Here is a 22,238-nt window from a genome sequence, read left to right on the forward strand (position 1 = left end):
TCCCCTTGTCCCCTTGTCCCCTTGTCCCCTTGTCCCCTTGTCCCCTTGTCCCCTTGTCCCCTTGTCCCCTTGTCCCCCTGCTCCGAGAGTTACCTACATTCCCATTCCAGGAAGATCGAGTCCACTAGTCAACTCTTCCATGCGTTCGCGCATGGTAGCGGTTGATTTGTTGTAAGCATTTTTCATTGCGGAAGTAACGATCGCAGACAGAGCTTCTGCACCTTGCGCCACAGCTTCAGGTGCAATTTCCACCCGCTGTGGTTCCTGATTACCATTGAGAACAACCTTGACTAAACCATCGTCAGATTGTCCCTCAATCTCCATTACCTCTAATTCTTCTTGCAGCCTTTTAGCGCCTTCTTGAACCTGCTGAGCTTTCTTAAAAGCGTCGGCTAATTCCTTCATTTTGCCTAAGCCGAAGCCAAATCCCTTTTGCTGTGACATAACCTTATTTGTCTGTTTATACGTAACCCATTCTGGCACAGGCTAGGAACATCGGACGAGGAAAGTTTTAAGAGCAGATGGGGGGAAAATAATTTACTAACTACTTCTTCAACTTCCCCCACCACCCCACCACCCCACCCCCCTACCTCTTCTTCCCTGTTGTCTTCACTCACCAAAATTTCCTGCCTCAAAATTGAACCTTTCAGTAAAGCTAGAAGTCTAAATAGGCTGAAACTCACCTAAGATTTTCACTTCTGGTTGCAACGATAAAGACCAATGACGCTCTACTTGCTGTTGTACATAGTGAATCAATTGGAAAATATCGTTTGCTGTCGCTCCACCGCAGTTAAGGATAAAGTTAGCATGACGTTCGGCGACTGTGGCACCACCAATCCGATAACCTTTCAAGCCAGTTTGTTCGATCAACCAACCAGCTTTATGAGGGTTGGGATTGCGGAACACGCTACCGCAGCTAGGTTTGTTATAGGGTTGGGTTGTATGACGCTGTTTCAGGTGTTGAGCAGTGGTAGCAATTACTGTAGCTGGATTGGCACCGGGTTTCAATTGGAAGGTGGCTTGAGTTACCAAGCGTTTGTCCCCTTGTAATCGGGAGGTGCGGTAGTTGTATCCTAATTTTTCTGGGGTAATAATTTCTAGAGAGCCGTTGGGGGAGAGTACATGAGCATTAACCAAGATATCTGCCATGCAACCAGTGTGAGCGCCTGCGTTCATGACTACAGAACCACCGACTGAACCTGGGATGCCTACAGCCCATTCTAGTCCTGACCAGCCCAATTCGGCGGCTCTCCAAGCTAGACGGACTAAGGGTTCACCTGCGGCTGCTGTTACTTGTCCGGTTTCTTGGTCAAAGTAAGTGTAGCGCAGGTGGCGAGTGCAGATAACTAGACCGGATAAACCGCGATCGCTAATCAGTAAATTCGAGCCTGCTCCTAAAAGAGTAATTGGTAAATCGTGATTTAATGCCCATTCAAAGCTAGCTTCTAATTCATTTAAATGCTTCGGCGCAACCAACCATTCGGCAGGTCCACCTACCCGGAATGAAGTAAAGCTAGCCAAAGAAACCTGAGACTTTACTAAACACTCCGTACCAGGCAAACAAATTTTTTCTGTTTTCATATTATCTGTTTTGTGCCGCTGACCCTGGAATCTGGCGACATTTAGGCCGTTAACGAGGTCTTTTGAGACAGTCATAGCTCCTCACATAAGCTTGTATACCGGAAGGCTTGCTGAAAATTTTTGTGGCTCAAGCTTAGGCTCTCAGGCGATATTCTTGAGGCATTCCTTGAGCAGTTTGTTCGTAAAAAGCCACTACTTCGGGAATAATTTGATTCAGGTTTCCTGCACCTAAAAAGATTGCTAGATCGCCTGGTTGAAGATTTTCCATCAGAAAGCGAGAAACTGCCTTTAAGGAAGGTTGGTAGACTACCTGGGGATGGTGAGTCGCAATTTCTGCGGCTACTTTTTCACCGCTAATATCATTTAATTTCGCTTCTCCAGCACTGTAAATATCGGTTACAACTACCAAGTCAGCACTAGAGAAACATTGACCAAATTCTTCTAGGAAGGTTTGGGTGCGACTGTAACGGTGAGGTTGAAAGATCGCTACAACTCGGTTTTGGGGAAAATCTAATCCATTAGCTTGAATCCTTGCTGCTGCAAGGGTAGCGTTGATTTCGCTGGGGTGATGAGCGTAGTCATCAATAAAGCGAATGCCGTTGACTTCACCACGTTTTTCAAAGCGGCGACTGGCTCCTGAAAATGTGGCGATCGCATCAGCTATCACCTTAAATTCCAAACCCAGATAACGACCTAATGCCACTACCGCTAAAGCATTGCTAAGATTATGCTTTCCTAACAACTGCAAGTTCAACTGTCCCAGGATATTACCTCGTTCCCAAACCCTCGCGGTTGTTCCCTCGGCTCGGTAAACTACACAATCAACGGTGTAATCTGCGCCTATTTCTGGTTGTAAGCTATAGCTAATTGCAGGTTTGATGTGTTCTTTTACGGTTGTGCAATCTATGCAGCCGATCGTAGTTTGACAGCGCCGAGCAAATACTTGAAAAGTGTCGATCACCTCGGCTAAGTTTTCATAGTGATCGGGATGATCTAATTCAATATTGGTGATCATGCCAATTTCTGAGGAGAGTTTCACCAAAGAACCATCTGATTCATCGGCTTCCGCAACTAAATATTTGCCTTTACCTAATCGTGCATTACCTCCCCAAGCTGTCACCTCTCCCCCAACGACAATAGTTGGGTCTAAACCAGCTTCTAGCAATAAATATCCCACCATACTGCTAGTAGTGGTTTTACCATGAGTCCCGGCTACTGCGATACTGTGATAATCCTGAATTAAAGCTGCCAATAAATCGGAGCGATGAAGAATGGGACAACCCAAATCTAATGCGGCTCGATATTCAGTATTGGCGGGATTAATCGCAGTAGAACAGACAACTTGCGGTAAAACTGGCTCTTTTCGTGCTACTGCCAAGTAAGCTGTGCCGTTGTTTGCTGATTCCCCAATTTGAAGATTTGTGGCACCTAGACAACCTGAGTTATGGCTAGAACTGAAAAATTCTAAATTACTTGCTTGTTGTTCGGCAAATATATGAGCGCCTATCGCTTGTAAACGCTCGGTAATATGACTAGAACGAATATCTGAGCCAGACACGGGTAATTTGCGTTTGGCGATCACATAAGCGAGTGCCGACATACCAATTCCACCGATGCCGATGAAATGAAATGGTCTGCCGCTAAAATCTACTGAAGTTAGCATATAAGCTCCTTACACACCACATAAAACCACACACCACAGATAACAGGCGTTATCATAGCAGGAAATATTTTTTCCCGATACCGATTAAAGCAGGATCTTATAAGCTAAGATTGCACAATTTTTCCTAAACTGAGCTTTTTAGATATTACGATGATTTATAACTATAAGATTACGGAATGTTTGTCATCTGTTGTGTAGCTATAAGCTATTTATCTTTGTAATTCAGGAAATTTAAGCTAGTGCCAGCCAAAAAGAGGTCTTTAACTGCCTTATGGAAGTTCTTAATCGGGAAAACTGTTGAGGAGTTCCCTATTCCCTGTTCCCTTTTTTGATGGAAAAGTAATGTTTGGGTATGCAAAAAGTAGCTATTTTCGGGGGTACCTTCGATCCGATTCACTGGGGACATCTGTTGATTGCCCAAACTGCTCTCGATCGGTTGGGATTAGATCGAGTAATCTGGGTGGTCGATCGCTCTCCCCCCCACAAACAACTTTCTACCCAATTAAATTTTCAGTATCGTTGGGAAATGGTGCAATTGGCGATCGCCGATCGCCCAGCCTTTATCCTCCCGGACATAACAACCAAATCCCCCGGACATTCTTACGCCATTGAAACCCTAACTCACCTGCAAGCAGTTTATCCCCAAACTCACTGGCATTGGATCGTTGGTCAAGATGCTTTTGCCACTTTACCACGCTGGTATCGTCGTCAGGAATTGATCCCTGAATGTGATTGGTTAGTTGCACCTCGTCCCGAAGGCAGCAACATCGAACTAGAATTACTGTGTAAAACCGTAGTCGAGCAACTAGCCACTCAATCTATACCCATTTGCTGGCAAGTTTTGTCAGTGCCACCTGTAGCTATCTCATCTAGTTTAATTCGCCAGTACTGCCAGCAAAACCGCTCCATCCGTTACTTAGTTCCCGAAGCAGTCAGAACTTACATTCTCAATCAGCAACTTTACCAATCCCCAGGCTTCGACGTGAGCGACTTCGGCGTGAACGCTCAGTCGAACGCTCAGCCGAACGTACCCAGTCCCTAGTCCCCTTGCACCAGAGTTTTCCACTACAAATCCGAGATCATCTTTTAAATGAGATTTCCTCTGATCCCAAATAGTTGAAGAGCATTCTATTTGGTACACCCTTTGCGATATGATGTGGTTCAATACTTGGGTTTTATCATTACAGTAGACAGAGGGCAAGACGCAGTGATAAGAGTAGCGATCAACGGTTTTGGACGCATCGGACGTAATTTCTTGCGTTGCTGGGCAGGAAGAGAAAATAGTAGTTTTGAGGTAGTCGCAATTAATGACACCTCCGATCCGAAAACAAACGCACACCTGCTGAAATATGACACGATGCTAGGAACGTTTGCTGCGGATGTCAGTGCCGATGATAATTCGATAATTCTTAATGGCAAGACGATTAAATGTGTTTCCGATCGTAATCCAGAAAACTTGCCCTGGAAAGACTGGGAAATCGATCTAATCATTGAATCTACTGGCGTATTCACCAGCAAAGAGGGAGCATCTAAACATTTAAATGCTGGTGCGAAAAAGGTTCTGATTACCGCCCCAGGCAAAAATGATGATGGTACTTTTGTTGTTGGCGTAAACGATCATGATTATGACCATGATAAGCACGTAATCATCAGCAACGCTAGCTGTACCACTAACTGCTTGTCTCCAGTGGCTAAGGTAATTCATGAGAATTTCGGGATTATCAAGGGTACAATGACCACTACCCACAGCTACACCGGGGATCAACGTCTTTTGGATGCTTCTCACCGGGATGTGCGTCGGGCAAGAGCAGCAGCAATGAATATTGTACCTACCTCTACTGGTGCTGCTAAGGCTGTGGCTTTAGTATTACCAGAATTGAAGGGTAAACTTAATGGTATCGCTTTGCGGGTTCCTACTCCCAACGTTTCTGTAGTGGACTTGGTGGTAATCGTAGAGAAGGAAACTTTTGCAGAAAAGGTTAACGAAACTCTCAAAGAAGCAGCAGAAGGGCCATTGAAGGGTATTCTCGAATATAGCGATTTGGAGTTGGTGTCTTCTGACTATCGCGGTCATGATGCTTCTTCGATCGTTGATGCTAGCCTAACTATGGTTATGGGTGGCAACATGGTGAAAGTGGTTGCTTGGTATGACAACGAATGGGGTTATTCTCAACGAGTTGTCGATTTGGCAGAATTGGTTGGTAAAAAGTGGGTTAAGTAATTTTCGATTTTAGATTTGGGATTTTCGATGGAATTAATATCGATTTCTCAAATCTAAGATGTGAAAGTTTCTCAAGTAGGGAAGGCAAAGTCCTCCCTACTTAATTTTTGACCAAGTTTTTGTAAACGATCTGCTAATGCGGTACCGACATTTCCCACACCGATGAAAGCTATTTTCATGTTGTTGCTCCTGAGATAGACCGATCGATCTCACGTAATGGGGAGATGGGGAGAGAGATCTGTATCATTATTTTTTTATGGGATAATCCGGTTTTACGGATTCATTCCCAATGCTTCCAACACCAGTTTTGCGGTTTCCGAGCCAGAATTTTGTTGCTGTCCGGTAATTAAATTGCCATCCCGAACGGCGTGGGGTGAAAAAGGCTCTTTGGTGACAAAGTTTGCGCCCAGTTGTTTCGCTTCATCCTCGATTCGGAAGGGCATTACTTTCTGCCCTACGACATGATCGGCATAGTCTTCTTCACTATTTGCAAAACCTGTGATCGTTTTACCTTGAATCAGATAGCCACCTGTGGCTAACTTGGTTTCGAGCAGTACACAAGTTCCGTGACAAAGCGCTGCTGTAGGTTTACCTGCTTGGTAAAAGTTGGCGAACATTTCAATGAGGTCATGGTCTTGCCGGAATGTGAACATGGGAGATTGCCCGCCACAAACGACGATCGCATCAAATGTATTCAAATCCAAGTCTGCGATCGCAGGCGTATTTTCCAGCAATTCCATGAATTCTGGTTTATTAATGTACTCCAAAGAAAGAGAATCATCTTTGGAGTAGCCAAAGGCATCGCGGGGATCGCTCAAACTATCAAATTCAACTTTGCCGCCTTGGGGACTGGCGATCGTTACCTGACAGCCCGATGAGCTAAATACATCGTAGGGATGAATCAATTCAGATGCCCAAAAGCCTACCGGAGTTCCCAAAGTTGTGGAGATGGAAGGATTGGCAACAATCATCAGAATACGCTTACTCATTAAATATTTTTCCTCTTTCCTCATTTCTCGGCTTAGATCCCCGACTTCTTGAAGAAGTCGGGGATCTAGATTCAACTACATTCTCAGTCTGGATCGGGTATGATTCATTTGTCCAATGGATATTTTGTATAAGTATCATTCATCAAATGAATCTTACGGGGATCGATCTCAACTTGCTGGTGGTTTTTGATGCACTGATGATGGAACGCCATGTCACCCGTGCTGGGGAACGAATTGGCTTAAGTCAACCTGCAACTAGCAATGCTCTGGCAAGATTGCGGAATTTAACGCATGATGAATTGTTTGTCAGAAGTAGAGGGGGATTACAACCTACTCCGGTAGCGATCGCGCTAGCGCAACAAATTCAACCCGCTTTAAGACAAATTCAAACTGCCTTATCGCTAGGACAGAATTTCGATCCTAAAAGTAGCGATCGCGTCTTCACCATTGGCATGACTGATTACATGGAATTTGTGCTTTTGCCTCGGTTGCTGGAAACCTTGGAAAAAACTGCTCCCCAGATCAAAATTCAAATTCGATCGGGCGATCGTCAACACCTCTTGGCGTTGTTGGATAGCGGACAAGCGGATCTAATTTGTGGTTTATTCCCAGAACAAGTGGCGTGGCATGAGGAAGAATTTCTGTTTGAAGAAAAGTTCGTTTGCTTGTGTCGGCGCGATCATCCGCTAATAGGCGATTCTCTTTCTTTAGAAGACTATCTTGCAGTTTCCCATTTGTTAGTGTCGATTAAAGAGGATATGGTGGGTCGTGTAGATGAGCTTTTAGCAGAACAGGGATGGAAGCGACGAATTACTATTTCTATTCCTCATTTTTTGGTTGCGCCGTTCATTCTAGCTCGGACAAACTTAGTGGCAACTTTAGCACAACGAGTGGCAAAGGAATTTGCCGATGCCCAAAATTTAAAAAGCTTTCCTTGTCCACTGCCGCTTAAAGGCTTTTCTGTGTATATGCGATCGCACCGCAGTACTCTTAAAGTAGCGACACACATTTGGCTAAGAGCCACAATTAAAGAAATCGCTTTGGCTGTTTAAAAGCTAGTTGATCGATCGAATTGTGAGTAAAATTAAAATATTCTTCATAAATGCTGAGTCTAATTCAATAAGACCCTGCTTACAGTCTCAGTTTAAGTCAAAATTTACGAGCTAAACTCATGAGTCACCATACAGATGCTTCGCGCCTTCATCCGACTCGCATTGACATTCCTGCGGAAGTGCGATCGCAAATTGCGGAAATACTCAACTCAAGTCTTGCTTCTACTTTGGATCTCAAAACTCAAGTGAAGCAAGCACACTGGAATGTTAAAGGGATGGATTTCTACCAGTTGCATGAGTTGTTCGATGAAATGGCAACTGAGTTAGAAGAGTTTATCGATTTGATCGCGGAACGGATCACGGCTTTAGGCGGTGTAGCTCTGGGTACTGCGCGGATTGCTGCGGAACGTTCTAGTTTGCCAGAATATCCCATAGATATTTTAGATGGCAAATCTCATGTTACAGCTTTGGCAGAACGCTATGCTCCTTATGCTAAGTTGCTTCGGGATGCGATCGATAAAACTGACAGTTTAGGTGATGCTGATACTGCCGATCTTTACACGGAAGTTTCCCGTGCGATCGATAAGCGCCTGTGGTTCTTAGAAGCACATTTACAAGCTTAGTAAGAAAGGCTCCAAGGCAGAAGGCTCCAAGGCAGAAGGCAAGAAAGATAAAGGTTATATTTTCTCCCCTGCTCAAGAGCTCCCCTGCTCAAGAGCTCCCCCTGCCCCTCTGCCCCTCTGCCCCTCTGCCCCTCTGCCCCTCTGCCAACAAAGGGGCAGCTTTTAATAATGTTTGTGTATAGGGATGTTGGGGATTGGTGAAAAGTTGGTGAGTTGGGCCAATTTCTACTATTTGACCGCTATTCATGACGGCGATGCGATCGCAGAAAAACCGCGCTACCCAAAGGTCGTGAGTAATAAATAAATAAGTTAAATCAAAATCTCTCTTTAATTCCAACATTAATTCTAAAACTTGGGTTTGTACGCTAGCATCTAACATACTTACTGGCTCATCACAGATTACCAATTTTGGTCTAGTAATTAATGCTCTAGCAATAGCTACCCGTTGTTGTTGTCCTCCAGATAAATCAGAGGGATATCGTTCATAGTATTCTTCTGTTGGTGTTAATCCCACTCTTTTCAGCATTTCTAATACTTGAGTTTTTGCCTCGGTGGGAGTTGCTAATTTATGAATAAATAAGGGATCGGAAATACTTTGTCCTACTGTCATCCGAGGATTTAAACAAGCATGGGGATCTTGGAAAATCATTTGAATGTCTCTTCTTGTCAGTCGCATTGACTCACGAGGAAGAGTAGTAAGATCTTTTCCTAAAAATTCAACTTTTCCAGAGGTAGGATGAATTAATTGTAAAATTGTCCTGGATAAGGTACTTTTACCACAACCAGATTCTCCCACTAATCCTAAAATTTCCCCTGGATAAAGTTCTAAATTAATCCCATCAACTGCTTTAATAGTGTGACTTTTTCGAGCCAATAATTTCTCAATCAAACCACTTTCTAAACTATAATATTGCTTCAAATCTTTAACTTGCAAAATCGGATTTTTGCCCCTCTGCCCCTCTGCCCCTCTGCCCCTCTGCCCCTCTGCCCCTCTGCCCCTCTGCCCCTGGAGCTCCTTCTCATCAACTGCTTGTAAATGCAAAGCGGCTTGCAGAAGCGATCGTGTATATTGATGCTGAGGATGATAAATAATTGAGTCAGTTTTGCCAGTTTCAACTATTTTCCCATTGTACATTACAGCCATGCGATCGCAATATTCGCCCACCATTGCCAAGTCGTGAGAAATTAACAATAAAGCCATTTCTCTTTCCCGACAAAGCCGAGTTAATTCATCTAAAATTTGCGCCGAAACGGTAACATCTAAACTAGTAGTTGGTTCATCTGCTACAATTAATTTAGGGTTGAGGAGGAGGGCTAGTGCGATCGCCACTCTTTGCCGCATTCCCCCACTAAATTCATGGGGATATTGCGCCCATCTACTAGCAGGAATTTTCACCGCTTCTAAAGTAGCAATTGCTTTTTCCTTCGCCTGACGAGAAGATAATTCAGGTTGATGTGCCTTCAAAGTTTCGATGCAATGTTCTCCAATAGTCATCAGAGGATCGAGACGAGTCATTGGATCTTGAAAAATCAATGCTACCGCTTCTCCCCGAAAGCGCCGCAACTGGGAAGGCGAAAGATCGAAAACTGATTGCTCCTGAAAAGTTACTCTTCCTTCAATGCGCGTTGATGTAGGTAACAAACGCATTGCTGCACGTCCTAAAGTAGACTTTCCGCAACCAGATTCTCCCACCAATCCCAGACGTTCACCAGGTTTTAAAGTAAAAGAAACATCATCAACAGCCCATTGAATATTTTCAGAAATTGATGAAGCTTGAGGATAAGCTACGCGCAAATTTTCTACAGCAAAGATAACTTTGTCACCAGTCATTAGTCATTAGTCCTTTGTCATTGGTCATTTGTTATATAATCATAATAAGTTCGTAGTAATGACTTTAGTCGTTATCACCGTCATTGCTCAATGACCAATGACCAATGACTAATCAAATTACTTATTAAATCGCCGCATTAAGTAAGCAACACCAAAATCGCCATTAGGATGATTTTCCAGGATTTCTGCTAATTCAAAAACCAATGATGCGACTTTTGAACCGAGTTTTGCTTCCGTCGCTTGACGTTCTTTTTCTGCATATTCCATCTCCCGCACCCTTGATTGCCATTCATGAGAAAACATTTGTTCAATATTAGTATGTAAACCTAGTTTTTCCAGAACTTCCCATTCTCCTTTATCGCACCAAATTCCGCCGCAGTGCATACAACGCTCGATATAAAAACAGCGGTTATAGAAAACTCTAGCTCTTGTTAGGTAATGCTGACATTCGGGACATAGTGCTGCACGATTATCATTAGGGGAGGGGACAAAATTGGAGTCTGTGACAGAGCTACTAGCCATTAACTTTGGTTCAGCTAATCTTGGGGGTTGAGATAATATCCATTCTTCGTAGTTAGTGTGAGAAATCCAGTTTCCTTGACAATCTGGGCAATGTTTGACGGGTAATTTATCAGATAAAGTACCGTCAACTAAGCTTACACGCTGATTTTTGGGACACTGCACGGTTTTTTCAATCCTCTGGGAAACTCTTCGATAATATTGAACCAGTTTCGATATTACTACGGTGGCCTTAGAGAGAAAATATTTTTTCCTTAAGTTCAGCGATCGTAGGGTGCGTCAGACCGATAATCTTTAAATTAAACGAAGAAGCCGCTGTTCTGACACACCGTACAAAACCTACAGATCTAAAATCCCTTGAGAGTAATTTGTTAGGGTTTGCAGACGAGTGCGGATTTGGGCTATTTTGGTTTGTGCTGTGGCTCTTTGGCGAGAAGCTTGTAAAAAGGTGAGATCAATTCCTAGTAGTTGAAGTTGCTTGTTGATTTCTGTTAGGTAGGATTGTAAGCGAGAGGCTATGGCTGGTTCTAAGTCATCTAAACTTAAATTGGCAATTTCTTCGGTAAAAACTGCTTGTAATTGAGCGAAATCCTGTTTTAACTCCAGTTTGGCTGAGCTTGTGGCTGCGGTTTGTTGGTTTTCTGGTGATTGTGACATAGATGAGTAACCATTGAGCAGATTTTGGCAATGCTCAATAGCTAGTAAAAATTTCTGATAGCGATCGCGAAATGAATTTGGCAACATTATGTAAATGCTTGAGATACAATCTTATGTAACAAAAGTTTTCATTAATGCAGACACTTATTTAACTAGGGATGAGACATAGCTTAAGCCAAGTTTTAGGATTTGGGCAGTTCTGATTCCTTACGTTAACAATATTCTTAAAGTACAGCCCTTGATGAATGCTAATGCTATTTTCACCAAGGTAAGGGTACTCAACCCTCTTGGGACAAAATTGCTCACAAGCTGATAGAACCGAATTCGTGGAAATCTTTTTATCCTTAAGGTTTGAAGTTCGACATTATGAACGCAGTCGCGCCAACTCCCATTATCAATTGCGTCATTCCTGACTGGTTACAGGAATGTTTATCTGCTAATTGTGCGAACCCCGAAGCTTGTACCACCAATGATATAGGCTTAATTTGTCGTGCATTTGAATTTGCTTACCAACTCCATGAAGGTCAGTACCGCAAATCAGGAGAACCCTACATTTGTCATCCCGTTGCTGTCGCCGGATTGTTGCGCGATTTGGGTGGCGGTAGTGCGATGATAGCGGCGGGTTTTCTACATGATGTGGTAGAAGACACCGAAGTAACAGTCGAAGAAATTGAACAGCGTTTTGGTGCAGAAGTCGCCAGATTAGTGGAAGGTGTCACCAAACTTTCCAAGTTTTCCCATAACTTTTCTAGTAAGACAGAACGACAGGCGGAGAATATCCGGCGAATGTTCGTGGCGATGGCGAAAGATATTCGGGTGATTGTGGTCAAGTTAGCCGATCGCCTCCATAATATGCGAACCTTAGAACATCTGCCAGATGAAAAACGCCGTCGCATTGCTCAAGAAACCAGAGAAATTTTTGCTCCCTTGGCAAATCGCTTGGGGATCGGTAGATTTAAGTGGGAATTAGAAGATTTATCTTTTAAATATTTAGAACCAGAATCCTATCGCCAAGTTCAAGAATTGGTCGCGGAGAAACGGACCGATCGGGAAGCTAGACTTGGTAAAGTTCAAGAAGTCCTCAAAGAAGGACTGGATGAAGCTGGAATTAAATTATTAGATATTAGTGGTCGTCCCAAGCATCTTTACAGCATTTACCAAAAAATGCAGCGACAGCAAAAGGAATTTCACGAAATCTACGATTTAGCTGCCATTCGCTTAATTGTAGAAACAAACGAGGAATGTTATCGCTCTTTGGCTGTGGTTCATGATTCCTTTACACCGATTCCGGGTCGGTTTAAAGATTATATTGGTTTACCAAAACCTAACCGCTATCAATCTTTACATACCGTTGTAGTAGGGCCAATAGGTAAACCTGTAGAAATCCAAATCCGCACTTTGGAAATGCACCATATAGCAGAGTATGGGATTGCAGCGCACTGGAAATATAAGGAAACTGGTAAATCTAATCGCAGTCGCGTCACTGCTGATGAAGAAAAGTTTACTTGGTTGCGCCAACTCCTGGAATGGCAAAATGAACTGAAAGATGCGGAAGAATACCTGGAAAACGTCAAAGATAACTTAGAATTTGATGAAGTTTTTGTTTTTACTCCCAAAGGAGATGTAATTTCTTTGCCGCAAGGTGCGACAGCGGTAGATTTTGCCTATCGGATACATACAGAAGTGGGGAATCACTGTTATGGCGCGAAGGTGAATGGTCGGATGGTGCAGTTAGATACGCCCTTGAAAAATGGCGATATCGTGGATATTATGACTCAAAAAAATAGTCATCCGAGTTTAGATTGGCTAAACTTTGTAGTAACCACTGGTGCCAAGAACCGAATTCGGCAATGGTACAAGCGATCGCATCGCGACGAAAATGTAGCCAGGGGAAGAGAACTCTTAGAAAAGGAATTTGGCAAAAGTGGCTTTTCGGCAGTGATCAAATCCGAACAAATGCAGTCAGTTGCGGAACGATGTAACTATCACAGCGTTGACGATCTCCTAGCTGCTTTAGGTTACGGCGAAGTCACCCTTAACTTGGTGGTAAATCGGATGCGAGAAACAGTGAAAGCCTTGCAACCAATTGCACCCGCAACAGAGGAAACTTCTTTACTGCCTACAACGTCACGTTCTGTAGCGAATACCAACAATAACAAGTCCAGTCACAGTAGTTCCTGTTCTCCCATTGTTGGTATTGAGGGTTTGCTTCATTATCTAGCTGGGTGTTGCAATCCTATTCCCTGTGAACCGATTCTCGGTGTGGTAACAAGAGGTAATCGAGGCATTTCTATCCACAGGCAGGGTTGTCCGAATGTGGAAAGTGTCCAAGGCGATCGTCTCGTACCTGTTAGCTGGAATCACACTTACAAGGATTCTGTTCGTCCGCAGACTTATCCAGTTAATATCCAGATTGAAGTGCTCGATCGCGTGGGAGTCCTCAAAGATATTCTGTCCCGCTTGACAGATAATAACATCAACGTGCGAAATGCTCAGGTTAGGACTTTTGAAGGCCGACCAGCTGTAATCGATCTTGGTATTGATATCCGCGATCATGAGCAATTAGAACGTATCTTCACTCAAATTAAAAAAATGAGTGATATCCTAAACCTGCGTCGCGTCAGCCAAGTTGATGAATAGATAGTACACTCTTTCATCAAACCACTTTATTGTTGTTGTTTTTTTAGGATTTTTTGAATGGCTTTTTCTTCCGCCAAACTCGTTTCCCTATTTGCTAGCGTTGTAGCCCTCGCTACAATAGGTTCTCAAGTTGCACTTTCACAACAGTCTCCCAGACAAAACACTACTCCTGGGGCAAACACTCAACCAAACGCTCAACCAAACGCTCAACCAAACGCTCAACCAAACGCTCAACCAAACGCTCAACCAAACAGTCAATCTCAGAGTGTTGAAGAATTACTGGGTTTAAGTCAAGATCAGATCCAAAAAATCCGCAGTATTTTAATTGACAGACAACAAAAAATTGAGCAAGTACTAACCCAAGACCAGCGTACTATGCTTAGTCAAGCAATGCGTTCTGGTCAAAATGCTGCCCCAGTTCTGCAACAATTGAACCTTTCTCAAGATCAAAAATCTCGCATTGGTACAATTGTACAGGCTTCTAACCAACAAATCCGATCGGTTCTGACTCCAGAACAACTCAAAAAGTTGGAAGCGCAAATTCAACAAAACCAAAACCAAAACCAAAACCGTCGGTAAGTACTAGTAAGCAAACATTTCAGCTAACTGGTAAACTCATGATGGTAATCTTAGGAGGCTAGTTTTTAAAGTTTTTAGATCCCCGACTTCTTGAAGAAGTCGGGGATCTAGGTAGTTTTTTTGGGGTAGATGAAATGCAATTAAATGTTGCTAATCCTTTCTTAAATTTGAAATACGAACCAGCATTAGAAAACTTGGGTGAAGATTATTACGATCCCGTTCCAGCAGCAGAATTTCCCCAGCATATTTTACGGTTTCGCAATGACAATTTACTACCCCAAATCGGATTAGATCCAGAAAAAGTTGATGACCAAGATTTTATCGAAGCTTTTGGTCAATTTCAAGGTGTTAGACCTTTTTTAGCTTTGCGTTATCATGGCTATCAATTCGGTGAATATAACCCAGCTTTAGGAGATGGGAGAGGTTTTCTTTACGGACAAGTTCGGGGAATAGATGGGGAACTTTACGATTTTGGAACTAAGGGATCGGGAAGAACTCCTTACTCGCGTGGCGGTGATGGGAGATTAACGCTTAAAGGGGGAGTGAGAGAAGTTTTGGCAGCTGAAGCTTTGCATCAAATGGGTGTGAGAACTTCCCGCTGTTTCAGCATGATTGAAACTGGGGAATCTCTGTGGCGTGGGGATGAACCTTCGCCAACGCGATCGTCAGTAATGGTACGTTTTAGCCGTTCTCATATCCGCTTTGGTACTTTTGAAAGGTTACATTATATTGGACGCAGCGATCTAATTAAAAAGCTGTTAGATCATGTAATTGAAATTTATTACTCTCATTTATTAAAGATAGAAAATGAATCGGAACGTTATGCGTTATTTTATGCCCAATTAGTGCAAAAAGTAGCCCAATTAGTGGCGCAATGGATGGCGGCAGGTTTTTGTCATGCAGTTTTAAATACTGATAATATGTCAATTACAGGGGAAAGTTTTGATTATGGGCCTTATGCTTTTATTCCTACTTATAATCCCACTTTTACAGCGGCTTATTTTGACTATTATGGTCGCTACTGTTACGGTTATCAACCTGCTATTTGCCAGTTGAATTTGGAAATGCTGCAAGTGCCTTTGCGTGCGGTAATGTCGAAAGCAGATATGGAAGCGGCATTGGAGAAGTTTTCGGAATTTTATGCCCAACATTATCAAGAGTTAATGTTACGAAAGTTGGGTTTAGAAAATTTGCCAATGCCGGAAGCTGAAGAGTTGTTAAAATCAACTATTCAGGTTTTAGGAGATACTCAAGTTGGTTATCATGCTTTTTTCTGGGAAATTACTGATTTGTTTTCCCGTAACTGGCGCGAGGATGTTAATTCAATTTTGAGTGAACCGGACTTTTTACAAGGTTTGGAAAATCGGGAGAGTTTGGAGAATTGGCGGAGTTTGTATCATCGAGTTTTGCAGAATTTACCCCAGTCGGAAATGGCAGAAGTTGCAGCGAGAATGAAGCGTTGGAATCCGAAAACTGTGTTACTTAGACCGCAAATAGAAGCGATTTGGGAACCGATTACTAATGAGGATAATTGGGAACCTTTTTATGAGTTGGTGCGGAAAATTCAATTGGGAATTTAAATATACAGCAAATTCCAGGTTGATGAAGTACACCCAGAAACCCGGTTTCTTCAAGAAACCGGGTTTCTCTGTACCTGCTGTAAGTATTTTCTCGTACTTGAGTAGGGGTGGAGACAATTTATGTGAAGTTATATGACGAAGAACAACCTCTAGAGGAAATGAAGTAACTAATCTAGAGGGATTTAACTAACTAATTTATCGGTAAGCGTTCTCATCTACTCTAAGTAGTATCCCGTAATATGAAAGCCAACTCTGCTGTTAAAAGGATCTGCTCAAAGTTACTAACCCCGATCGCCTTTAGTCTTACGGCGGGAATCAGTTTGAGCGGTACAGCCGTCCAAGCACTAACATTCAAGTTTAATTACTCACCCGACATCGATCCGCGAGCCCTGGCTGGATTTCAGACTGCCTCAGATCTTTGGTCTGACTTGTTAATCGATAATGTCACCGTCAACCTTGACATTGGTTATCGGGCATTAGGATCTGGTGTTCTTGGGGAGACTGGGACAACATTATACGATCGCTCATATAGTGTGTTGCGTAATGCACTGTCTTTGGATGCGACTTCCACTGATGATGCTATTGCCGTCAGTAACCTTCAAACAGGTTCAGCATTGGATATGTTGATCAACTACACGGCAAACAATCCTAACGGTTCGGGTAGTGCCACACCCTACTTTGACAACAATAATAGTAATAATAACCGTCTGGCTTTGTTAACAGGAGCTAATGCGAAAGCTCTTGGTTTACTCCCAGCTGATAACGCTGATAGCGATGGTTCGATCGCATTCAGCAGTTTGTTCAACTTCGATTTCGATCGCACTGATGGTATCGATGCAGATAAGTATGATTTCATCAGTGTCGCCGCACATGAAATTGGTCATGCTTTAGGTTTCATCAGCAGTGTTGATGATATTGACTACGTTGCTGGTTTTCTGAAACAGACTTCTCAGTATTCAGAAAATGATTATCTTCCCACGACAGCAGATTTTTTCCGTTTTTCTAGTAACAGTATTCAATACGGAAAGAGCGTCATTGATTTGACTGCTGGTTCAACTGACCAATATTTCTCGATCGATGGCGGAAACACCCGAATCGCCAGCTTTTCCACTGGGCAATTTCTGGGCGATCGACGGCAAGCAAGTCATTGGAAAGATGATATCCTTACAGGTGTTTACTTGGGTATTATGGACCCTGGTTACAGTTCGCCAGTTCTCAGCCGAACGCAACCAAGATTTATTACAAATAACGATGTAATGCTATTCGATGTTATCGGTTGGGATCGCCGTGCGGTACCAGAGCCTAGCACTGTAGTAGGATTGATGGTACTGGGAGCAGGATTGTTATTAAAAGGCAAACGGCAGAGTAATTGTTGATTTCAACCCGGAAGTTGAAGCAATATCGAATTGTAATTGATGTTAGGTTAATTTTTAGATTTTAGCGATCGCTAATCTCCCATTGGAAGTGTGAAGTAGAAAGTGCTTCCTTTCCCCATTACACTTTCTATCCAAATTTCTCCTTGATGACGTTGAATAATATTTTTGCAGATGGCTAACCCTAAACCTGTTCCTCCTTTTTGACGAGAATCTGACGAATCTACTTGTTGGAAGCGTCCGAAGATCGATTCGAGTTTGTCGGCTGGAATGCCTCGCCCTTGGTCTGTAATTGAGAACAGGATATAAGAAGCGGGAATGGTATCTTCTAGGTTGGGAAATTTTGCTGAAATTCGCCGCTCCAAATTGTTGGTAATTTCGGCTTTTACCCAAATAGTGCTTAGGGGTGGGGAAAACTTAATCGCATTTCCCAAAAGATTGATGAGAGTTTGAATGATTTCGTCGGAAGATGCGGAAACTGCGGCAGATACGGCGTGCCATTCTAGAGTGATATCCGCTTCGTCGGCGATCGCTCTGACGGATTCTACTGCTTGCTCGATCAATTCACTAACTTGGCAGTTTTCCTTAGCTAGCGGCACTCTACCAGAGTCTAATCGCTGTAAATTGAGAATATCGTTGACTAAACGTACTAGGCGATCGGTATTCTTTACGGCAATTTCTAACATCTGTTGCGCTTTGTCCGGTTTATTTTTCAACACACCCGATTTTAAAAGGTTCAGGGAACCATGAATGGAAGTTAAAGGTGTCCGCAGTTCGTGACTGACTATGGAAATAAATTCGTCCTTCATGGCATCAAGCTGACGGCGATCGGTAATATCCACAGACATTCCCACGATCCGAGTTGGTTTACCTGTGCTGTCAGTGAGAACTCTAGCACTAACTTGAAACCATCGCCATTCCGGGTTTTTTAGGGAAGTTGCGACGCGATGTTCAATCTGAAATGTGCCTCTTTGAGCAATAGCTTCTTGATTAGCTCGATCGAGTGCTTCTCGATCGTCTGGATGAACTAATGCCATTGCTTGCTGATAGGGGATGTTTTCCGGGATGTACGCTGTAACAATGTTGGTAAACAAGATTTCATCAGTTTCTAGATCGCGTTCCCAAGCGATCGCGCCAGAAGCTTTCAATGCTAACCGGAGGCGAGTTTCACTGGTTTTTAGGGCGATTTCTGCTTGTTTGCGTTCTGTGATATCAATCGTAATGCCAAAAATTTGCCCAATTTCACCCTGTCGATCCAAAATCGGGACATACTTTACCAGAATTGTGTAAGGTTCTTGTCCTGGTAGTTGAATTGTGGCTTCTCCCGACCCAAAAGTGCGAGTTTCGACGGTTCGCAGTAGGATTGGCAAATAGGTAGAGGTGACTTCTTTGGGAAACAAATCTTCATCTCGTTTACCGATAAAGGTTTCGTAAGTCCATCCGGTGCGCTTGATAGCACGCTCGTTGACATACTGCAAGCGTCGATCGCGATCGTAAATCACAAATACATCTGGCGCATATTCTACGACTGTCCTAAAACGGGTTTCACTAGCTTGTAGGGCGATTTCGGCTTGTTTGCGAGCGCTAATGTCGCTTAACACCCCGATTACACAATCTTGCTCATCCAAGCGAGTGACATTGGCAAATAGCAATACTGTTTTAATTTCACCTGATTTGGTGCGAAACCCAACTTCAAAATTATCTATTCTGCCATACTGAAGCAGGGATGCGCGAAAGTGGTGTAAATCTGCCAAATCAGTCCATAATTGCATCTCAACACAGGTTTTGCCGATCGCTTCTGTTCGGGAATAGCCCAAAACCTTGCTGAAACTGTCGTTCATTTCAATGCAGCGTCCTTCTGCTAGGGTAGCAATCCAGGCTGGCTGAGGGCTAGTACGAAAAACAGTGGTAAACTTTTTTTCTGACTCTTCTAGACAGTTCTGAAGGCGATCGAAAGATTCTTCTAACCGATCTGCCATCAGATTAAAAGATTGCGCCAATTCTCTGACTTCAATAATTAAACTATTGGCTGGCAATCGCTGGGTTAAATCTCCAGATGCGAGTTGCTGACTAATTTGATTTAGGCGAGTAATGCGAGTAGTAAATCGATTGGCGAGAATTAATCCTGATGCGATCGCCATTGATAAAGTCAGCAAGCAGAGTAAGATAGTGGTGCGGTTATTGCTTTGAATTTCTGCCATAAAATCTGACTCTGGAATTACTGTTACTACTAACCAATCCAACCCATATTTATCTTGATAGGGGTAAACGGTTAAAAAATAACGATTACCACGAATTTGAAAATTTAAGGCTTGCGGCGATTTTATTATTGTCAAATTACTAAATTTTGTTGGCAAATACTGATAAGAATCTTGAATTGCAGGATTAGGAGTTTCCCAAGGTAAGCGACGCTTAAATTTCAAAGTTCCCGGTTCAGCTATTCCACTTAAGTCAGGTTTCCCCGATACTGAGTAAGAACTTTCTGCGGTTGAGTCAGCAATCAACAAACCGTTGCGATCGATAATAAACACTTTCCCCGATTTTCCCACCTCTAAACGACGGAGAAAATCACTCAGTTGATTGAGGCTAATATTAACAGAAAAGACTCCTAACAATTGACGTGATTTATTATAAAAAGGAGTGTAAGCATTGAGAGTCAAAATATTAGTGCTACTAATTTGAAAAGGGCTAGTCCAACCTGCTTTTCCCATTTTCACCGCTTGACGATACCAAGGGCGATCGCGCACATCAATATTTTTAACTGTTTCCAAATAGCGCCCCAAATCCCCTGCCTGATTCACGCTATAAGTATGATTAATGGCAGGGTTGGATGGTTTGGAAATAGCGGCTTCAAAGGGCAACTCTCCAGGTTTTAAATGTGTTGTGATTCCATAATCTCTGTTGCTGACGCGATGACTGACTCGCAAATCGCCTTGGGGAGTTCCAAACAAAAGTGTTGTCAGTTCTTGATTCTGCCGATGTTGTAGGATTAAAAATCGATGTAGTCGATCGAGGTTTTCCAGGTTGATTACCCCGGATTCGATCGCTGTAATCTGACGTTGATTGAACTGATGGGCATTTTGCAAATAGCGATCGAGTTCCTGGGTAACTTGCAGCCCGACATTTTTCATTAATTGATGAGCGAGTTTCTCTACTGCTTGTTGCCCACTACGGTAAGACAGATATCCCACTAGTGCCACTGCTCCCACAGTTTGCAAGATAAACGGAACTACCAGCAACCACCGCAGCGGGATTTTTGCTGAATTAACCTGAAAGCGTGGTAAAAAAAAGTTCAGGGGCGACGGCATAAACGGCAGTAAAACCTTCTGAGCAAGTTCAGGTAATAATCAGTTCTGCAACTTTTCTCTATTTGTAAGGATAAAACACCTAAATAATCACTGCCATTAAGTTATCTATCCTAAGTTAGGGATTGATTTTTTAGTTTGGGCGATCGCTAATCTTGTAATGGCAGCGTGAAATAAAAAATACTTCCTTGTCCCATGACACTTTCTACTGAATAGTATATGAGAGTCTGTATTGCGACTCTATCTGATACCAAATCCGGGTTAGTTACCCCCGTTATTTTTGAGGGGAAGGGGGAAGGGGGAAAGGGGAAGGGGAAGAAGGGGAAGCAGGATATTGGCTTTAAAGGTAATACCACATCCGGAGCAAAAACCCTTGCCCCTGCCCCCTTCCCCCTTCCCCAGAAAAAGGGGTTTTTCACCCGGATTTAGTATGACTTGCAGGATAAAGCACTTAGAGTACGAATGTAATTAAGTCATCTACCGAAGGATATAAATTAATATTTAGGTTGAGGCGATCGATATGCAATAACGATCGCTTTTTGTAGAGAAAGAATAAGTTTAATTAATACACTACACCAGCAGAATGATCGGAATTAATTTCAATAACTAAATCGACTAAGTTTGGGTTTTTAACTAATGGTTTGATGAATAATTCTGGGTGAAGACTGCGCCAAAAATATTGCACAAATTGCTCGATCGCTTCATCTGTCATTCCCGTTTTTCCAGATGCAATCATTTGTTGTTCGGCTTGTTTGCGCCATTGCAGGGAAAGCCGATAATCGACGGGATAAAGTACAATTAAACGATCTAAAAGTTGCCACAAAGGAACGTATTCTTGGAGTTTAAAATTGATGTCACGGGCGAAAGTGCGATCGCTCAAAGTTACAATTGGCTCAGGTGCAGAATCGAAGGTGGTCGGATTGATCGGACGCACTCCCACAAACCAACCTTCAAATAATACAATATCGGCTTTTTCAACTATTTCTGGTGTAGTTCGATCGCCTGCACCTTGCCACAGAGATTTATCGAAGCGAGGAATTTCTACAGGCGTTTGTTGTTGGCGCAATTGATTTAAAACTTCAATTCCCAAATTTACATCATGAGTTCCCGGAGGCCCTCGCCAAATTAATCTAGGGTCTTGTTTTTGTAGTTCTTGTCTTTCTGTGTAGGTTTTGTAAAGGTCATCGATCGAAATACTTATAGTTTCGAGCCGCAAATGGTTTAAAATTAAACTCAGAACAGCTGCTAAAGTGGTTTTTCCCGTGCCTTGTCCGCCCAAAATTCCTTGAATTAAAGGACGTGGTAAATCGCGCCGCCAAGTTGCTAACTGGATTGCCAAAGGTAGCCATAATTCCCAGAGAGTTTCGAGAATTAAAGGGCGACTAGTGAAACCTTTGTTTTGGCAATATTGGATAACTTGGGAGTGGAGTTGGGAGAAGAGGTGCGATCGGAAATCCAGTAACTCGGCTACATTTTCTGATGTAATCCCAAAAGCTTTTGCCCTTAACTCATCAGCTAAAGCCCAAACCAGTAGTTTTTCCCAAGAAGAAGCTGATAAACTATTACCAGAAACCCAATTTTCGAGGATTTCTCTTAATGATTCCCTGTTTAGTTCCGGCATAGCA

The 22,238-nt window shown here is 42.9% G+C and carries 17 protein-coding genes and 1 pseudogene; 8 read left to right on the forward strand and 10 right to left on the reverse strand.

Annotated features, from left to right (window positions below; genetic code table 11):
• Positions 1-93: 93 nt before the first annotated feature.
• From ACE1CI_RS29800 to murC, 3 genes are all read right to left on the reverse strand, one after another.
• Positions 94-444: a YbaB/EbfC family nucleoid-associated protein gene (locus ACE1CI_RS29800; RefSeq protein WP_413266677.1), complete on the reverse strand. Its 351-nt coding sequence runs from the start codon at positions 442-444 to the stop codon at positions 94-96.
• Between the two features lie 219 nt (positions 445-663).
• Positions 664-1,581 carry a UDP-N-acetylmuramate dehydrogenase gene (murB, locus tag ACE1CI_RS29805; protein ID WP_413266676.1) on the reverse strand — a complete coding sequence of 306 codons (918 nt, stop codon included), beginning with the start codon at positions 1,579-1,581 and terminating at the stop codon, positions 664-666.
• Positions 1,582-1,714: 133 nt separating this feature from the next.
• Positions 1,715-3,244, reverse strand: a complete 1,530-nt coding sequence (gene murC / locus ACE1CI_RS29810; RefSeq protein ID WP_413266675.1) for a UDP-N-acetylmuramate--L-alanine ligase — start codon at positions 3,242-3,244, stop codon at positions 1,715-1,717.
• A 352-nt stretch (positions 3,245-3,596) separates the two neighbouring features.
• Here murC and nadD point away from each other — a divergent pair.
• Both nadD and ACE1CI_RS29820 read left to right on the forward strand, forming a co-directional pair.
• Positions 3,597-4,208, forward strand: a pseudogene (gene nadD, locus ACE1CI_RS29815) (nicotinate (nicotinamide) nucleotide adenylyltransferase); the annotation flags it as partial.
• A 243-nt stretch (positions 4,209-4,451) separates the two neighbouring features.
• Positions 4,452-5,465, forward strand: a complete 1,014-nt coding sequence (locus tag ACE1CI_RS29820; RefSeq protein WP_413266678.1) for a type I glyceraldehyde-3-phosphate dehydrogenase — start codon at positions 4,452-4,454, stop codon at positions 5,463-5,465.
• Positions 5,466-5,536: 71 nt separating this feature from the next.
• On the opposite strand, the gene ACE1CI_RS29825 is transcribed toward ACE1CI_RS29820, so the two are convergent.
• A complete protein-coding gene (locus tag ACE1CI_RS29825) occupies positions 5,537-5,644 on the reverse strand; it encodes an NAD(P)-binding domain-containing protein (RefSeq protein WP_413266673.1) in 108 nt (35 codons plus the stop codon).
• A 93-nt stretch (positions 5,645-5,737) separates the two neighbouring features.
• Positions 5,738-6,454, reverse strand: a complete 717-nt coding sequence (locus ACE1CI_RS29830) for a type 1 glutamine amidotransferase domain-containing protein (RefSeq protein WP_413266672.1) — start codon at positions 6,452-6,454, stop codon at positions 5,738-5,740.
• Positions 6,455-6,600: 146 nt separating this feature from the next.
• Between ACE1CI_RS29830 and ACE1CI_RS29835 the strand changes: the two genes are divergently transcribed.
• Together ACE1CI_RS29835 and dps are read left to right on the forward strand one after the other, a co-directional pair.
• Positions 6,601-7,506: a LysR family transcriptional regulator gene (locus ACE1CI_RS29835; protein ID WP_413266671.1), complete on the forward strand. Its 906-nt coding sequence runs from the start codon at positions 6,601-6,603 to the stop codon at positions 7,504-7,506.
• Positions 7,507-7,625: 119 nt separating this feature from the next.
• Entirely contained in the window at positions 7,626-8,129 is a 504-nt protein-coding gene (gene dps, locus ACE1CI_RS29840; protein ID WP_413266670.1) for a DNA starvation/stationary phase protection protein Dps, read from the forward strand.
• Between the two features lie 88 nt (positions 8,130-8,217).
• Here dps and ACE1CI_RS29845 read toward each other — a convergent pair whose 3' ends face one another.
• The 3 genes from ACE1CI_RS29845 to patD form a co-directional block, all read right to left on the reverse strand.
• The gene (locus tag ACE1CI_RS29845) at positions 8,218-9,960 is read right to left on the reverse strand and encodes a dipeptide ABC transporter ATP-binding protein (RefSeq protein ID WP_496615920.1); all 1,743 of its coding nucleotides are present in this window, start codon (positions 9,958-9,960) and stop codon (positions 8,218-8,220) included.
• A gap of 117 nt (positions 9,961-10,077) precedes the next feature.
• Positions 10,078-10,644, reverse strand: a complete 567-nt coding sequence (locus ACE1CI_RS29850; RefSeq protein WP_413266668.1) for a TFIIB-type zinc ribbon-containing protein — start codon at positions 10,642-10,644, stop codon at positions 10,078-10,080.
• A 174-nt stretch (positions 10,645-10,818) separates the two neighbouring features.
• Complete coding sequence (gene patD, locus ACE1CI_RS29855; RefSeq protein WP_413266667.1) at positions 10,819-11,223, reverse strand: heterocyst frequency control protein PatD; 405 nt, start codon at positions 11,221-11,223, stop codon at positions 10,819-10,821.
• A gap of 279 nt (positions 11,224-11,502) precedes the next feature.
• Here patD and ACE1CI_RS29860 point away from each other — a divergent pair, with 279 nt between their 5' ends.
• The 4 genes from ACE1CI_RS29860 (at position 11,503) to ACE1CI_RS29875 (ending at position 17,311) form a co-directional block, all read left to right on the forward strand.
• Positions 11,503-13,776, forward strand: coding sequence for a RelA/SpoT family protein (locus ACE1CI_RS29860; RefSeq protein ID WP_413266666.1), 2,274 nt, complete (start codon positions 11,503-11,505; stop codon positions 13,774-13,776).
• Positions 13,777-13,833: 57 nt separating this feature from the next.
• The gene (locus ACE1CI_RS29865) at positions 13,834-14,355 is read left to right on the forward strand and encodes a hypothetical protein (RefSeq protein WP_496615921.1); all 522 of its coding nucleotides are present in this window, start codon (positions 13,834-13,836) and stop codon (positions 14,353-14,355) included.
• A gap of 134 nt (positions 14,356-14,489) precedes the next feature.
• Complete coding sequence (locus ACE1CI_RS29870) at positions 14,490-15,935, forward strand: protein adenylyltransferase SelO (protein WP_413266664.1); 1,446 nt, start codon at positions 14,490-14,492, stop codon at positions 15,933-15,935.
• Between the two features lie 239 nt (positions 15,936-16,174).
• Positions 16,175-17,311, forward strand: coding sequence for an NF038122 family metalloprotease (locus ACE1CI_RS29875; protein WP_413266663.1), 1,137 nt, complete (start codon positions 16,175-16,177; stop codon positions 17,309-17,311).
• A 71-nt stretch (positions 17,312-17,382) separates the two neighbouring features.
• Here ACE1CI_RS29875 and ACE1CI_RS29880 read toward each other — a convergent pair whose 3' ends face one another.
• Both ACE1CI_RS29880 and ACE1CI_RS29885 read right to left on the reverse strand, forming a co-directional pair.
• Positions 17,383-20,616 (reverse strand): PAS domain S-box protein, encoded by a 3,234-nt coding sequence (locus tag ACE1CI_RS29880; protein WP_413266662.1) that lies wholly within the window; start codon positions 20,614-20,616, stop codon positions 17,383-17,385.
• A gap of 559 nt (positions 20,617-21,175) precedes the next feature.
• Positions 21,176-22,234 (reverse strand): glycerate kinase, encoded by a 1,059-nt coding sequence (locus ACE1CI_RS29885; protein ID WP_413267966.1) that lies wholly within the window; start codon positions 22,232-22,234, stop codon positions 21,176-21,178.
• Positions 22,235-22,238: the final 4 nt, after the last annotated feature.

This window comes from Floridaenema flaviceps BLCC-F50 (assembly GCF_041929275.2).
In the GTDB taxonomy this organism is placed as follows: Bacteria; Cyanobacteriota; Cyanobacteriia; order Cyanobacteriales; family Aerosakkonemataceae; genus Floridanema; species Floridanema flaviceps.

Excerpts from the sequence above, each read along its gene's own strand:
- ACE1CI_RS29835 (WP_413266671.1), top strand. The coding sequence starts at position 6,601 with ATGAATCTTACGGGGATCGATCTCAACTTGCTGGTGGTTTTTGATGCA.
- ACE1CI_RS29845 (WP_496615920.1), bottom strand. The coding sequence starts at position 9,960 with ATGACTGGTGACAAAGTTATCTTTGCTGTAGAAAATTTGCGCGTAGCT.
- ACE1CI_RS29830 (WP_413266672.1), bottom strand. The coding sequence starts at position 6,454 with ATGAGTAAGCGTATTCTGATGATTGTTGCCAATCCTTCCATCTCCACA.
- murB (WP_413266676.1), bottom strand. The coding sequence starts at position 1,581 with ATGAAAACAGAAAAAATTTGTTTGCCTGGTACGGAGTGTTTAGTAAAG.
- ACE1CI_RS29860 (WP_413266666.1), top strand. The coding sequence starts at position 11,503 with ATGAACGCAGTCGCGCCAACTCCCATTATCAATTGCGTCATTCCTGAC.
- ACE1CI_RS29800 (WP_413266677.1), bottom strand. The coding sequence starts at position 444 with ATGTCACAGCAAAAGGGATTTGGCTTCGGCTTAGGCAAAATGAAGGAA.
- ACE1CI_RS29885 (WP_413267966.1), bottom strand. The coding sequence starts at position 22,234 with ATGCCGGAACTAAACAGGGAATCATTAAGAGAAATCCTCGAAAATTGG.
- ACE1CI_RS29865 (WP_496615921.1), top strand. The coding sequence starts at position 13,834 with ATGGCTTTTTCTTCCGCCAAACTCGTTTCCCTATTTGCTAGCGTTGTA.
- ACE1CI_RS29870 (WP_413266664.1), top strand. The coding sequence starts at position 14,490 with ATGCAATTAAATGTTGCTAATCCTTTCTTAAATTTGAAATACGAACCA.
- ACE1CI_RS29880 (WP_413266662.1), bottom strand. The coding sequence starts at position 20,616 with ATGCCGTCGCCCCTGAACTTTTTTTTACCACGCTTTCAGGTTAATTCA.
- patD (WP_413266667.1), bottom strand. The coding sequence starts at position 11,223 with ATGTTGCCAAATTCATTTCGCGATCGCTATCAGAAATTTTTACTAGCT.
- ACE1CI_RS29875 (WP_413266663.1), top strand. The coding sequence starts at position 16,175 with ATGAAAGCCAACTCTGCTGTTAAAAGGATCTGCTCAAAGTTACTAACC.
- ACE1CI_RS29825 (WP_413266673.1), bottom strand. The coding sequence starts at position 5,644 with ATGAAAATAGCTTTCATCGGTGTGGGAAATGTCGGTACCGCATTAGCA.
- dps (WP_413266670.1), top strand. The coding sequence starts at position 7,626 with ATGAGTCACCATACAGATGCTTCGCGCCTTCATCCGACTCGCATTGAC.
- murC (WP_413266675.1), bottom strand. The coding sequence starts at position 3,244 with ATGCTAACTTCAGTAGATTTTAGCGGCAGACCATTTCATTTCATCGGC.